The sequence below is a fragment of the Streptomyces sp. TLI_146 genome (assembly GCF_002846415.1).
Taxonomy (GTDB): domain Bacteria; phylum Actinomycetota; class Actinomycetes; order Streptomycetales; family Streptomycetaceae; genus Streptomyces.
Map to the genome: position 1 here is coordinate 6,747,252 of NZ_PJMX01000001.1, position 14,889 is coordinate 6,762,140.

The 14,889-nt window shown below is 68.9% G+C and carries 5 protein-coding genes and 1 pseudogene; 4 read left to right on the plus strand and 2 right to left on the minus strand.

Going from position 1 to position 14,889, the window contains the following annotated elements; all coding sequences use genetic code 11:
* Window positions 1-21: 21 nt before the first annotated feature.
* Window positions 22-1,374: a class I SAM-dependent RNA methyltransferase gene (locus tag BX283_RS30160; protein ID WP_101390613.1), complete on the plus strand. Its 1,353-nt coding sequence runs from the start codon at window positions 22-24 to the stop codon at window positions 1,372-1,374.
* A 490-nt stretch (window positions 1,375-1,864) separates the two neighbouring features.
* Here BX283_RS30160 and BX283_RS30165 read toward each other — a convergent pair whose 3' ends face one another.
* Both BX283_RS30165 and BX283_RS30170 read right to left on the minus strand, forming a co-directional pair.
* Window positions 1,865-5,011, minus strand: coding sequence for a tetratricopeptide repeat protein (locus tag BX283_RS30165; RefSeq protein ID WP_101390614.1), 3,147 nt, complete (start codon window positions 5,009-5,011; stop codon window positions 1,865-1,867).
* A gap of 258 nt (window positions 5,012-5,269) precedes the next feature.
* The gene (locus BX283_RS30170) at window positions 5,270-5,545 is read right to left on the minus strand and encodes a hypothetical protein (protein ID WP_180357288.1); all 276 of its coding nucleotides are present in this window, start codon (window positions 5,543-5,545) and stop codon (window positions 5,270-5,272) included.
* Between the two features lie 264 nt (window positions 5,546-5,809).
* Here BX283_RS30170 and BX283_RS41745 point away from each other — a divergent pair.
* The 3 genes and pseudogenes from BX283_RS41745 to BX283_RS30190 form a co-directional block, all read left to right on the plus strand.
* Window positions 5,810-6,005, plus strand: a pseudogene (locus BX283_RS41745) (hypothetical protein); the annotation flags it as partial.
* Between the two features lie 341 nt (window positions 6,006-6,346).
* Window positions 6,347-8,608, plus strand: a complete 2,262-nt coding sequence (locus BX283_RS30185) for a hypothetical protein (RefSeq protein WP_257583932.1) — start codon at window positions 6,347-6,349, stop codon at window positions 8,606-8,608.
* An 81-nt stretch (window positions 8,609-8,689) separates the two neighbouring features.
* Complete coding sequence (locus BX283_RS30190; protein ID WP_101390617.1) at window positions 8,690-14,872, plus strand: hypothetical protein; 6,183 nt, start codon at window positions 8,690-8,692, stop codon at window positions 14,870-14,872.
* Window positions 14,873-14,889 lie beyond the last annotated feature (17 nt).

Genomic DNA, 14,889 nt, shown 5'->3' on the forward strand with positions numbered 1-14,889 from the left:
TCAATGCCCTCAACGCCCGCAATGCAGAACGAGCCCGCGTCCTCGTCCGAGGCTTCGTCCGCGCCCTCGCTGGTCGGGGAGGAGTACGAGGTCGAGGTCGGCCCCGTGGCGCACGGTGGCCACTGCATCGCCCGCACGGAGCAGGGCCGGGTTCTCTTCGTGCGGCACGCGCTGCCGGGCGAGCGGGTCGTGGCCCGGGTGACGGAGGGCGAGGAGGACTCCCGGTATCTGCGGGCCGACGCGGTCGAGATCCTGTCCGCGTCCAAGGACCGGGTCGAGGCGCCGTGCGTGTTCGCGGGCCCGGGCAAGTGCGGCGGCTGCGACTGGCAGCACGCGAAGCCGGGCGCGCAGCGCCGCCTCAAGGGCGAGGTCATCGCCGAGCAGTTGCAGCGGCTCGCCGGGCTGACGCCCGAGGAGGCCGGCTGGGACGGCACGGTCATGCCCGCCGAGGGCGACAAGCTCCCCGCGGGCCAGGTCCCGCAGTGGCGCACCCGCGTCCAGTACGCCATCGACGAGGACGGCCGGGCCGGCCTGCGCAAGCACCGCTCGCACGACGTCCAGGTGATCGACCACTGCATGATCGCGGCGCCCGGCGTCAGCGAGCTGGGCATCGAGAAGCGCGAGTGGCCGCAGATGGAGTCGGTCGAGGCGATCGCCGCGACGGGCTCGCACGACCGCCAGGTGGTCCTGACCCCGCGCGCGGGCGGCCGCCTCCCGCTGGTGGAGCTCGACAAGCCGGTGTCGGTGCTGCGGGTCGAGGAGAAGGACGGCGGAGTCCACCGCGTCCACGGCCGCGCGTTCGTCCGCGAGCGCGCTGACGAGCGTACGTACCGCGTCGGCATGGGCGGCTTCTGGCAGGTCCACCCGCAGGCCGCGGACACCCTGGTCAAGGCCGTGATGCAGGGCCTGATGCCGCGCAAGGGCGAGATGGCGCTCGACCTGTACTGCGGCGTGGGCATCTTCGCGGGCGCCCTCGCCGAGCGCCTCGGCGAGACCGGCGCGGTCCTGGGCATCGAGTCGGGCAAGCGCGCGGTGGAGGACGCCCGCCACAACCTGGCCGACTTCCCCCGCGTACGCATCGAACAGGGCAAGGTCGAGCAGGTCCTGCCCCGCACGAAGATCACCGAGGCCGACCTGATCGTCCTGGACCCGCCCCGAGCGGGCGCGGGCAAGCAGACGGTCAAGTACCTCGCGGGCCTGGGCGCCCGCCGCATCGCCTACGTCGCCTGCGACCCGGCGGCGCTGGCGCGGGATCTGGCGTACTTCGCGACGGGCGGCTACAAGGTGCGGACGCTGCGGGCGTTCGATCTTTTTCCGATGACTCATCATGTGGAGTGTGTGGCGATTCTTGAGCCTGCGGAAAAGGGCGCCTGACCTGGCGTTTTGCGTGTTATGTGCCGTGTCGGCGCTACGGGCGATATCTTGACGCTGAAATGGCGTTCGTGATGCTCATTTGAGGCTCGTTCTGATGGGACGTCAGGCATTTCGTTTCGCTGGTCAGGCGGCCTGCTGGCCTGAGTGCGGCAGGGCCTTGAGGGTCTCGTGACGGTTAGCGGTGTGTTTGTCCCTGCGTGCGCAACGTCCTGCAGGGTTCTCGGTTCTTGCGGCAGACACCCTGACGTCTAGCAGCGGCTGTATCGCGGTTGTCAGCTGTATTGGTCCGCACTCGGTCCGGATCTCGCTCCGGGGACCCCGGAGCGAGAAGGCTTCTCTCCTGGCACCACAGGACGTAGGTAATTGAAAGCGCCCTGAGGCGGCCAGGCGTTCTAGCCGGAGGCGCAAGCGCAGGTCATCTTGTGCTTCGAGGGCGTCAACGGGCAGCGGGCGCCGTCGCTTGTTCCTGTAGCGGTGGTTCAAGGCACTGCTACCTTCGCGAACCGGTCTGGGTGCCCGCAGGGAGTCCGCTGTCGACGGACTCCTGCATCCTGGTCACGAGCGCAACCACCTGTTTGGTCAGCGCCTCGTCGTTGGTCTCGCCGAGTGCGGCGACCGCCGCTGTACCGAGCGCGATGGCCTCCACTGGGTCTGTCGCCCACAGAGCCGACGAAAGCAGGGAAAGTGCGTACCCCTCTCCATGGCGGTCCCGTGCCGTTCGGAAGAGCGTGATCGCCTCACGGACTGCTTCCGTGGCCCGGTCCGGGAGCTCTAGTTTCGCCCACACTTCGCTCAGGTTCATCAGCGCCTTGGCTTGCGCGTGAGCGTTGCCGGCCTCCTTGAGCAGCTCGCTCGCCCTCGTTAGCATCTGAGCGGCCTCGGCCGATGCGCCTGCCTGGTTCCGACTGGCCCCGAGGTTCGTCAGCGCAATGCCTTCCCCGAGCTTGTCCCCGATGTCGCGACATATGGCGACGGCCTCCTCAAGAACTTCCGAATCGCCACCGAATCCGCCTTGTCGCAGAGCCGTGCCCAGATTGGCGAGGGCCATAGCGACACCGTGGCGATCGTCGGCCTTGCGGAAGGAGTCCCGTGAGGCCGCGTGCGCAGCCGCAGCTTCACCGGCCTGCCCTAGCTCCCTTAGAGCCAGGCCCAGATTGTTCTGGGCGATCGCCTCAAGGTGCCAGTCCCCGAGGAGGCGGCAGATCTCGATACCCCGGTGGTATACGCCCACCGCCTCCTCGTAGCAGCGCGACTCTTCCAAAGAGCGTCCGAGATTGTTGAGCGCGGCGGCTTCGCCACGGCGATTTCCCGTCTTGGCCTGGAGGACCACGGCCTTTCGCAGCACGAGTACAGCCCGCTCGATGTCACGCATCTCTTGGAGGGTGTAACCGAGGTTGGTCAGCACCTCCGCTTCGCCCAGAAGGAAGCCCTCCGCCCTGTGGGCGCTGAGGGCTTGCTCGTGTGCGGCAACTGCTTCGGAGAACCGGGTCAGTCCTCTGAGAGCGCATGCACGTGCGTCGATGAGCGCGGCGCGGACGCGGGTATGGGCGCTTCCGAGGCAGAGCTCCAGCGCGCTGTCGTATACGGCCGTCAATTCGGCGAAGCCTCGCCGCAGTTTGAGGTAGTCGCCGATACGTATCGCCATCTGCAGGATGGCGTAGGAGTTAGGTGCGCGGGGTGTTGCGGTGATGGCCGCGACGAGGTTCGCCCGTTCTTCATCCAGCCAGGAGAGCGCGGCGCTCCGGTCGGCGAACCGGGGCGCCGGAGACTGACCCGGGACGAGATGGCCGTGCGCCTCGGCCAGGCGGCCCGCGTAGTGGCGGAGCAGCCGAGCCGAGGCGGCGGAGCGATCGTCGTCGGACTGCTCCGCCCGCCCGGTCTCGTCCGCGTAGAGCCTGATCAGGTCGTGCATGCGCCACCGGCCGTATGTGGCCGCGCTCTGCACCAGATGGCCGCGCCCCAGGGCTTCCAGGAGTTCCTCGGCTGTGTCCGGGTCGACATCGCATAGCTGGGCCGCGGACTCGGTCGAGACGTCGGGGCCGGGGTTGAGCGCGAAGAGCCGGAAGAGCCGTGCCTGGTCCGGCGGCAGGTGCTGGTAGGACAGTTCGAAAGCGGCTCGTACCGCGAGGTTCCCCCGGCTCAACCGACGCAGGCGACGATGCTCGTCGTCCAGAGCCCGGGCCATCGAGGACAGCGGCCTGGCAGGCTGGTCCGCGAGGAGAGCGGCGACAATCCGCAGCGCCAGCGGCAGGTACCCGCACTGCCGGGCGATGGCCTCTGCCGCGTCTGGGGCGTCGTCGACCCGCGTGTCCCCCTCGCCCCGGCTCGCCCGCAGGACAAGGCGGAGCAGATCTAGGGAGTCCACGGGATTGAGGATGGTCAGGTCGTGCAGGCGAGCATCGAGGTCGGACAGCGTGTGTCGGGAGGTGATCAGTACGGGGGTGCGTGCGTCACCTGGGAGGAGGGGCCGGACCTGCTCGCCGTCCATGGCGTCGTCGAGGACGATCAGAGTGCGCTGGCCCCCGTCGGCTCGGTTGCGCAGCGTCGATCGGTACAGCCGCGCGCGGTCCTCGAGCCCCACGGGGATGTGCTCGTGGTCGATGCCCAACCCCCGGAGCATGAAGGCGAGTGCCTCGTCGGGGCCCTGACGGCGGGCAGGGTCGTATCCGTAGAGCTCGGCGACAAGGACACCGGCGAACCACCCGTCCCGCCCATGGGCGCGATGGGCAACCTGCCGCACCAACTCGGTCTTTCCGACGCCGGGCAACCCAGCTACGACGTGGACCGCCGACCCTTCGCCGATGGCACCCGGGTCCAGCACCGCGAGCAGCTCGGCCATAGCGGCTTCCCTACCGGTGAATGTGCCGGACAGGGTAGGCAGCCCCGAAAGGGCGGGGGTGGTCCGACGGGCAACGCGGAGGCGGGTGGCCCCACCCGCCGACGGTGCCACAGCGTCTCCCTCTTGTGGGATCGCGTACTGCAGCCCGTACTGCGGGAGTTGGGCCGCCAAGGCCGCCGCGTCGAGGCGCGTGCCCAGGGAGTTCAGGAGGAGGTCGCCCAAGGCGAGGGCCGCCAGGCGGCCGGGAGCCCCGGCCAGCGCCCTTTCGGCGAGGGCTGCATTGACGGCGACCACGTCGCGCTCATCGGGCCACTCCACCCACAGGGAACGGAGCATGCGCCATGCTGCTTCCGGTGCGCCATAGATCCGGGGGGCCGCAAGTTCGTCGAAGGGAGCACGGAGTTCGTCCGTCAGCCAGTCACGGACGAAGGAGGGGAAGTCGTCGGAGCGACGGGCGCGGTCGCCGAGTTCCTGGAGCGGCCGGGCCGGCACCATGGAGACGAAGTGGAACTCGTGGCCCGCCTCGGCGTGGGTGCGCAGATGCCGCCAAATCCCCTTTGCCTCCAGGGACGCGACGTTCCAGCCGTTGGCATTACGGTTCTGTCGTTTGACTTGGTGCACCTCGGTGCGGCCGCCGTGGCGGTAGACGAACTCGGTTCCCTCGCCCAGGATTCCGTTCGGTTCGAGGGTGAGTGAATCGCCGTGCCCGAGCAGGATGTACAAGGCGTGCCTGATCGTCCAGGCCCCCTCGTAGCGGTTGCCGAACTTGTCCGTCTCACCACCCGGCCTCGGCGCCACCAGCTCCCCCTTGCCCGCCCAACGGACGACTCCGCGACCCCGCCCCGTGCACGGTCGCGCGCAGGGCCACCGTACCCGGCGGCGCTGACAGCGGTGTTCCGCCGGCAGCATGGCTGGGGGAAGGCCACTGAGCTGGGCTCAGTGCGCTCGCCGTCGGCTGCCGCTGGGATTCCGGTGGAGTGGCAGATTCACAAAGGCGACGTGTGGCCGCCTGCCGAGGAGTGCTCCCCGCGGGCGGCCACAACAGGCATGGGGGAACTACTGCTCGTCGAGCACCCCGGCCCCGGCACCGCCCCAGCGCCGCAGCGTCTCTGGAACGGTGACCGTGCCGTCGGGGTCGCTGGTGCTTTTCGAGGATCGCGGGCAGCGGACGGCCGGTGGCGAGGGCCTAGGCGTTGAGGGTGTGGGCGTGTACGCCGCCTTGTCACTACCGGCCGGGCGGTAGCGGATGTTGCCGCGCCGGGCTTGGTGGCCGCGGGCGTTCGAGACCGAGCTGACCTCGACGTAGGTGTTGCTGCCGAACAGACGCTGCACCGGATCCCGACCATGCTGCGCCTGTATGCGCAGTGCGCGAGCATCGCAGCGGCAGTTCGACGAGTCCTTGGGCGGAGGCGTGCAGGTCGTCCAGTGACTCCGGCAGACGCGGCCGGAATTCCTCCCGGTACAACGCGAGGTCCTCGGCGACCGGGCCCGGGACGTCGCCGGACTCGGGGGCGGCCTGCTGCGGGCTGGAGGCATGCCTCCATTACGTCGCCGGGGAAGCGGCGCGGGGGACGACGGGCGAGCCGTGACGCAGGTGTGGCACTTGGGTTGCCATCGAGGCTTCCTACGCGGGTGGCCACCGAGAGGCGCGGCATCAGCGAGGCGGAGATCATTCGCCAGAGCATCCACCTTGTCGGCACGGCCAACCGCGTCTGGCCCGGGCCTCTCCCGTACGTACGAGAGGGTTGTCCGCACTACCACAAAGCGAGAGGTGCGCGGCGCCGTCGCCGACGACCTGCCCTGCTTTCCGATGGCTCACGTGGAGTGTGTGGCGATTCTGGAGCCTGTGCGGGACGAGGACCGAGCCGCGTTACTCCGAAGCCCCCCTCGGGCGACGCCGTTTCTGACAGAACGGCAGCTGGTGCCGTGCGAGCACAAGGCTTGAGGACTCCGTATGAGTCACTGTTGGCCACCGTAAAGTGACGAAAGTGCTTCCGGAATGTTTCGGATGGGCATACCCTGCGGGGATTACCGCACGTCAGACCGCAGCGGCTGAAGCGCGGCGGAGGTGTCATGGGTGGGGACCCGTATCTATCAGCAACGGTTGACGAACATGGGGGGTCGCAGGCGTCGTTGACGCCCGACGACAGGGCGCAGGTGCCTGATCCGTACGGGGAACGGGCCCTGCTGACCGCTGCCATGACGAAGGGCTACGGCGCCGTACCCGACGAAGAGCGTGGCCGGTTGCGGCACTATCTCGAAGCAGTCGTCTCGGTTCGTCCGGCGCCCGTCCACACCGCCGTCGCCTTCAACGCCGTGTACTTCGGGTACGACCTCGGTGGCGACGGCTACGGCGGCAGCCCACTCCGCCTCGACGACTTCCCTGTGATCACCTTCGGTGAGTGTGCCCCCGTGCTCCCGGTCGGTGCGATGGTGCGCGTCACCACCGGGTCGGACCCGGTTTACGCCGAGATCGTCTATCGGGAAGGCGCCCACCCTGAGGTCGGTGCCCTCGGTGACGTGCCGGCCTGGGTTTCGGGGGCGCCTGCGGGCGCCGAGGGCCCGGGCAGGCCGGGAGAAGATGTCGGGCTACGGCGCAGGGAGCTCCTGGTCCCGGACCTCGATGCCTTCGGGCCGGCTCTGAGCCTGTCGTCGGCCCAGCTCCACCGCTTACGCACGCGTCGGCGCTGGATGAACGAGGACGGGCATGTCGTGGTCGACGTGTGCTATCCGTCCCCGGAGGCGGCCCGGCGCGACGACCTGACGGCTTATGCGGAGCATCTGCTGACGACGGCGCGGGAACAACTGCTCAGCCCCTTCGTTCCCGTTTCCCTGGCTGCGCTGGTGGGTGGCACACAGGACGACGACCTGAGGGCGGGCCTGCTCGGTCTCCTCGACACGGTGAAGGGTGTACTCGACTCCAGCGCCGCCTTGCGCACGTGGCGGGACTACGCCATGAGCCGGACCTCCCTCGCGGAATGCTGGCGGGACCCCGGGCCGCTGGGAGGGGATGACCTCAGGTCGCTCGCCGCGGAGGTCGAGCGCGCGGCCACTCCGGAGCGGCGGCGCTACGGTCTCACCACGCCGGTCACCGTGTATACAGCCGTCGGGCCGAGGATCCGTGGATTCCCGGGAGCGACGGAGTTACTCAGGGGAGTGGGGTACGCCGCAGCGGTGTGCCGGGCGAACGTGGCGCTCACCGACGTCGTCCAAGGGAACAGCGAGCACGGGCTGTTCGAGACGGGCTCCCGGATCACGCTCGATGATGCCTTCGAAAGCGGAGGCGTGTGGCGGTCCCATTATCCCGGTGGCGCGGAAGCGGCGGGAGACACCTTCGCTCCGGCCGGGCGGGGGTGGACGTCCACGTTACCCCCGCCCTTGGAGCCGGAACCGACAACAGAGTTGGAGCCCGAGGATCTGTGCCTGGCCGACGACGCCGCTCTGAGTATCGGCGAACTCTTGCGGAGTGATGCACAGGAAATCGTCTGGCGGGTGCCCCTGCGACTGTCCCAGTTCATCGACGGGTGGTTCCCCTTGCCTCTGTGCGTCGTGGAAGAACTTCGCGGTTCTGCCGGTGCGTGCCGCCAGATTCGCCTTGAACTCCACCATGAGGGTGAGGTGTTGGGCCCGGAAGAGGCGGTGCAGGATGTCATCGCCGAACTCGGTGACGAGTCGGGCCGGTTGGCCGGGATTGTCTGGCCGCGCGACTTCTTCCCGGGCCTGATGCTGGAGCTGCGCTGTCTCCGCGGTAGCTCGTTGATCCGGCTGGCCACGACGCGGCTTGCGGAACGAGTGCAGGTCGGTGACCGTGTCACCGGCCATTGCTATGAGCCCCGTGTGCTCACGAGGGAGGACGTCCCGGGAAGCGACCGCTACGGTGACAGCGCGGTCGGGCTCGGCCCCCGGCAACTGGTCATGCGCACCGTGCGCCGTTGCGGCCTGCTCACCCTGGATGGCCATGCTCTCCTGGACCGTTCGGTGCTGCCGAGCGCGGCCTACGGGCGTTGGCCGGCTCGATCGCAGGCCGCCGCGCTGGAATCGGCTGTGGTGGAACTCCTCGCGGAAAGGCTTCTGGAACCGGCCCTCGGTAGCCGGGACTCCTGGGGGCAGCCGCATTTCCCGCCGCGCGACGGGCAGCGAACCATCCCCCTCATCGCCTACCGCCCCGCTGCCACGCGCGTAATACGTCCCTGGGGCGGCACCGGATTGGGAGGCGAGGAGATGCGAGGCGTTCAGTTCGTCCCCGGCCATCTGCGCCGCCTGCGACCGGGATGTTCGCCCAGTGAAGTGCAGCGTGTCGCCTTTCGGGAGCACTGCCGCAGGCTCGGCAAGGCGGACGGCTGGGAACTTCCCTACGGATACACGTTCGTAACCGAACATATGCGCGGTCACTGATCCGTCACCTCTTCGCGTGTCCACGGGTCCGGACGGCTCCCCTCTTTCGTCCCTGTGTCCACAGAAACGGAGTACGCGTACATGCAAGACCGCTACCGCGTCGTCACGGGGCCGCCGTGGTCCCCGGTGAGCGTCCCGGCGCAAGACCTCGAAGGCCTGGCTGTCGCGCTCAACGCCTTGGAGCCGCCGACGATCGCCGCCCTGAACGACCTCACGGTCGACATGGTGGAACTGGCCTTCAACTCCCTGCGGCCAAAGGACCGGCAGCAGTTGCTCGGCAGTCTGGGGATCCGCATGGCGGCCCCCCGTCGGGTGAGCGGTGCCCTGTGCCGGGACGTGCTCGCCAGGTTGCGGCGTGAGTCCCGGCAGCAGACCGCCACGCACGGGATCAGAGCACTCACGGTCACCGTGATGAATCAGGTGAGTGACTTCGTCTTCGCACCGCGGGGTGAGACCGTTCCCGACCCCGTTGCCCGGTGGGGCACGACGCTCGTCCGGGCCACTGTGTTCGCGTGGTGCCATGCCTCCGTTGCCAGCGCCCACATCCTTGCCTGGGCGGCGGACCAGGACTGGTTCGCGGTGATGGCCGACGGGAAGGAGACTGCTCAGCTCGTAGCTGTTGCTGCGGCGGCACGGTCCCTCGTCGAGGCGCACCCTGGCTTCGTCCCCGGAGCAGCGGAAGCCGACGACTCGCTGCTCCCGGGCGAGGGAAAGACCGTACGCCCAGCCGTCACTGAGCGGGCGGGCGGGGATCCCCCCTCCTACCAGACCGGGGTACTCGATCTCGGCACTCCTCACGAGATGACCGCTGCGGCGTCCGACGACATCGGTACCGACGAGGGGACGGATCCGGAGTCGGCATGCAGGCAACTGGAGTCAGCTCTCGCGCGTGCCCGGCAAGCTGCCGAGAACGTGATCGGCTCGATCATGGACGGTTGCCCTCCGCGGAGCGAGGACCTGGCTCCACTGGTCGCGCTGGGAGCTGCCTTCGACAGCGTCGACGCGGTGCTCCGCGCGGTGGGGATCGTGGAAGTGCCGCGCCGTCTGGAGGAGTTGACTCGTGCCGCACGTGCTTACGGGGCGGTGCGCGAGCATGACCTCCGGGCACGGGAGTTGCTGCGCGAACTGCTGAATGTCACCGCCCGGCCGGACAGCTCCGCCGCGGCTGCCGCTGCCGCTGACGCCGTGCGCAGCGCGGCCCGTTGCTTGCTGGACACTGCGCTGTGGGAGGACCGGCAATGGGATGAAAGCGCCGCGTTGGCCGCCTTGGCCCGGATCATCGGGCTCGGGCGGCAGGCGGATGCCGCGGCGGAGATCCTGGCCCTGCAGGAGCAGGTCGTGCAGACGTTGCCCACCTGCGCCATAGCGGTGGTCATCGCAGCTGAACTCACGTTGGCCCAGCCGGAGGACGCCGGTGGTGAACCCGATGAGGCCGAGGCGAGACGCGCCGCCGAGCACGCCGGCGGCGAAACGACTGTGAAGTACGCCGACCTGCCACCGTCCGGAGAGCCGGAGGAGACTGCCCGCCGCCCCGTTGAGGAGCCCGCGCCCCGGCACATCTCCGAACCGGAAGCCGTGACGGCCTACGAGCCCACGTCTGCCCTCGATGGGCAGGGCGCGCCAGCTGCAGAGAAGGACCCGACACCTCCCACCGGCCAGGACACGCCTGTCGCGACAGCGGTCTCCGAGCCGGTCCACGTTACCGAAGCGCATGCCATGCCCTCCGTGGACAGAGACCCGGACTCGTTGACGGAGCCGGAGGCGATTGTCTCGGATTCCGCGGCGCCACCTATCCGTCCCGCCGAGGACACGCTCGTCCGCGAGGCGGCTCCGGCCGTGGGTGATGCCTTTGATGAGGCCGCGGCCGAGCAGGCCTTGGCGCATCTGGTCGTGAAGCGGCGCTTCGGACTGGCCCAACATCTGGCGAGGGCCGCCGGCTACCCCGAGCCTCAGGTGGTGGCACTCCGCTTGGCCGGTGCCGCCGCGCTGCTCACCTCCGGTGACAGTAGGGCTGCCCGCCTGACGGCAGACCTGCTCCAGCAGTACGGCGGATACGCGGGCCCGGACACCGAGGGCAGTGAACTCCTCCTGCTGCCCGCACTGCTGCGAACCGCCCTGATCACTGGTGACCACTCGGCAGGGGCCCAGCTCAAGGCGCTGGTGCCCCGGCTCCCTGAGGGGCTCGCGGAGGCGGGAACCGCCGTCGCCGACCGGGCCCTCAGCGGTGCCCTGATGATCGCCTCTCCGCTGGTTGCCGGTGCCTCCGAAAGCGAGGTTCGGGTGCGGGAGCTGCGCGAGCAGAGCCGTGCCCTTCTCGCGCCGCAGAGGCTGCGGTTCGCGCGGGCGACGGAGATCGCCAAGTGCTGGCTCGCTCCGGAGGACGGGATGCTGGGATCTTTGCTCACGACCGTCGCCGGCGACAGTCGCGAAGCGATGCAGCAGGTGCGGGAACAGGCCGAGCGGCTGGGCAGGCTGGCCGAGATCAACAGCGAGATCGACCGCATGGACCGCAAGCACCGCTCGTCCAGTGGCAAGCCGCTCCAAGGCTCCGGGCGCCAGGATCTGGTCCACTTGGTGGAGCGAGCCGTCAGTCTGGTCAAGGAGTGGTGCCTGGCGGTCGAAGGTACCCGGCGCAGTGACCGTTCCGATGGGAACCGGGCGGCCAAGGAGATCGCCTCTTTGCGTCGGTCCCTGCTGGACGGCCAAGAGGCGGCGCTGATGGAGCTGGAGCAGATGGCGCGGCGTTCGGATGCCCTCGCCGCCGCGACGGCCTGGGCCGCACGCGCGTCGATGGAGGAGCTGTTCGCCATGCTCGCCGGTGACGCCATGGCCAGGCGCTCGGGTGTTTCGGTCCGCCCGGAGCTCGTGCTGGACGCCGAATTGCTGAAGGTGTGTGACACCTGTGACGAGCGGCCCTCGCTCGAGGCACTGCTGAACGCGGTCGACCGGAGCTGGCGGGACGCCCTCGACGAGCGACTCTCCCGAGACGCCTTCGCCGCGGCCCGTAGCATCGTCGAACTGGCCGAACTAGGCCTGCTGCCCGGGTCTCGGGCCGATGAGTTCGTCCCGTTCGACGATGCTGAGATCGACAGACGGGAATCCGCCCGGCGCACGAAACTGCGCAAGGCGCACGGCGAACTCGTCGCCGAGCTGCACCGTGCCCAGGCTGACGGAGCCGTGACCGAGGACCAGGACCTGGGCCTTCAGGAACTGCTGGCCGACGCTCATGACCGCCTGGAGGACGCCGACCGGCATGACCTGCTGGACGTGCGGCGGGCGTTGGACACGGTTCGGAGCGACCTGCCCGCCTTCCGCCGACAGGCGTCCGATCGGATCCGCGCCCGGCTCGACGCCCTGGAGCCCACCGCGGAGGAGCGTGCCCAGGTGCTGCGACGCCTGGAGACGAACGACCTGGCCACCGCCGCCGACCTCGTCTACTTCCTGGAAATCGGCGAACCGGTCCCGGAGATCGAGGGAGGCGAGTCGCACCTACCCGACTTCTTCCCGGCTGTGCCCGACGGTCTGCCGGGAGGCATCGACCGCAACCTCGTCGATCTGGTCCGATCGGGTGGCAAGCATCCCTCGCTTCCCATCCTGGACTATGGCGGCCTTTCCACGGACGAGGCGGCACTCGCGGCCGACGCCCTCGACGAGTGGCACGCGATGGCCTCCACGGAGCGGAATGACCGGATCCAAGTGGCTCCGACGAGGCAGGTACCGCCGCTGCTCAAGCTCCTCGGCTATGACGCCAAGAGTGCCAGAGCGCTCGACGACAGGTCCCAGCACCGGCGGGAATATCGTCTCTTCGAAGCGACTGGGGTGGAGATCAACGGCAGGGCGAAGGCGCCCGCGTTCGGCTCTCAGATCAGGGAACAGGGTGGCAACCTTCGGGTGATGGTGGTCTGGGGCAGACCGCCCGCGAAGGTCGTCATGAGCTGGGCAGAGCGTGACACCAGCGATGCGAGCCTCCTCGTCGTCTACTTCGGCACGCTGAGCCGCGAGGCTCGCGTCGAACTCGCCGTCGGTTCCAGTCGGTTGCAGCCGCTGATGGTGGTGGACGACGCGGCCCTTGCCTATCTCGCCGCCCGTGGCAATCGCCAGGTCAGTACAGCGACACAGACCATGCTGCCCTTCTCCGGTGTCAACCCGTACATCAGGGAGAAGCGTGGCCGGATCGGCGGCGAGATGTTCTACGGCCGTGACGCCGAACGCAAGAGCATCCTCGACCCGCGCGGTACCCAGGTCATCTACGGCGGCCGAGGTCTTGGCAAGTCGGCACTGCTAGCCGATGCCGGGGAGCGGTTCACGGAGCAGCGCCCCGGCTACCACCAAGCGGTGTACGTCAACCTGGACCAGGAGAACATCGGCAAAGGCAGCTCGTTCGGTCCGGAGGCGTTGTGGAGCGTCCTGGAGCGGGAGCTGGCCGAGGCGGAGATCCTTGACGACCGCCCGCAGGGGCGCAGGAAACGGCAGGAGATTTCCGAGCGGGTACGCGTCGGCATTCGAGCCTGGCTCGACGGGGACACGCGCCGCCGTCTGCTCATCCTGCTCGACGAGTGCGACCAGTTCTTCGAGGCGGACGCTCCTCGCTTCGACCAGACCAAGAAGCTCAAGGGCCTGGGGTCCGACACGAAGGACCGCGCCAAGGTCGTCTTCGCCGGACTGCACTCCGTGCAGCGCTTCTCCAAGCTCGCGAGCAACGGACCGTTCGGGCACCTGGCGCAGACTCCAAAGGTGATCGGCCCATTGGCCCCCCAGTCCGCGGCCGAGCTTCTGGTGGAGCCGATGCGGGCGCTCGGGTTCGAATTCAAGGACCTGGATCTCGTCAACCGTGTCCTCGGCTACTGCTCCTACCAGCCCTTCCTGCTGCAGATGTTCGGACACCGGTTGGTCGAGCTGATGCACCGCAAGCGGGCGCGGCGCGGAGCCGAGGGACCCTCTTATGAGGTGGAGGTGACCGACATCGAGGTCGTGGAGTCGGACGCCGCGCTCAGGGACGGCATCTCTGCGGCCTTCAAGGACACGCTGAGTCTCGACCACCGCTACGACGTGATCGCCAACGTTCTCGCTTACCACGCCCGTCATCACGGGTTGGAGGTGCGACTCAGCGACACGGAGCTGCGCGAGGAGTGCGAGACGTACTGGCGCCAGGGGTTCGAGCAGCTCGACACCGAGGGTTTCCGCGCCTACCTCTCCGAGATGGTCGGCCTCGGCATCCTCGCTCCCAACCACGACGGCCTGGGCTGGCATCTGCGCGGCCCCAACGCCTTGCGCATGATCGGTACCTCCCACGAGGTGGAGGCCCGCCTGCTCAGGGCCGAACAGGACTGTGAACTGCAGGAGAGCATCGTGCAGGAGGGCCGCCCAGAGCTGCCGGATGGCGAGCCGGCTCCGCTGACCAACACCCAACTCGACGATCTTCTGGGCGAGCGGTCCAACCGGACCCGAGTAGTCCTCGGCACATCCGCCACCGGAGTCACTGACGTTGCGCGGACCCTCCGTACGATCGCCGGACCGATCGATGGCTGGACGCTGCCGCCCGTCGGCAAGCCCAGCGTCTACAAGCAGGAGCTCACCGGAGGACGGCCCCGCGAGCGACGGGTGGTCATCAGTGACTTCGTCAACTACCGGGATCCGGTGCGGCCTGAGACCTGCCGGGAGGCGGTCGATCTCGCCGAGACGCTACTGCCCGCCACCCCGGGAGTCACCCGGGCGGTCGTCCTCGTCACCGACTCCACCCAACTGGCCCTGTGGCGCTCCCTGCTGATGGGAACCGAAGACACCTCGGCCGCCCCGGTGGTGCTGCGTCGCCACGACCGCCGCAGCCTTCGCGGCTGGGCTCAGCGTGTCAACATGTTTCATACGGAGGACCGCCTGGACCGTCTCCACGAGCTGACCGGAGGCTGGCCGCTCCTGGTCGTCCGGGCGCAACGCCTGCACGACGAGCTGGGCGACTCCGACGAGGTGTTCCGCCGCCTGGCGGGCCTGCGCTCGGACCCGTCCGAGGCCCGCGCCTTCGTCGAGGCGACCGGTGTGTACGCGGACCCTCTGCTCACCGCCGGGTACCGAGCCCTCGAGGAGGAGTTCAAGGGCGACCATTTCGATCTGGAGGCCGCGGTAACGGCTGTGGGACTCAAGATCGAGGATGAGGATGAGGCGCGATGGCTTGTCACCTGCCTCGATGCGCTCCAGGTGTTCGATCGCAGGGAGAACCAGTTGCGCCTGGAACCGCTGCTGCGTGAGTGCGCGGCGCTTCGCATGTGAAGCCCTGCGATGTCGGT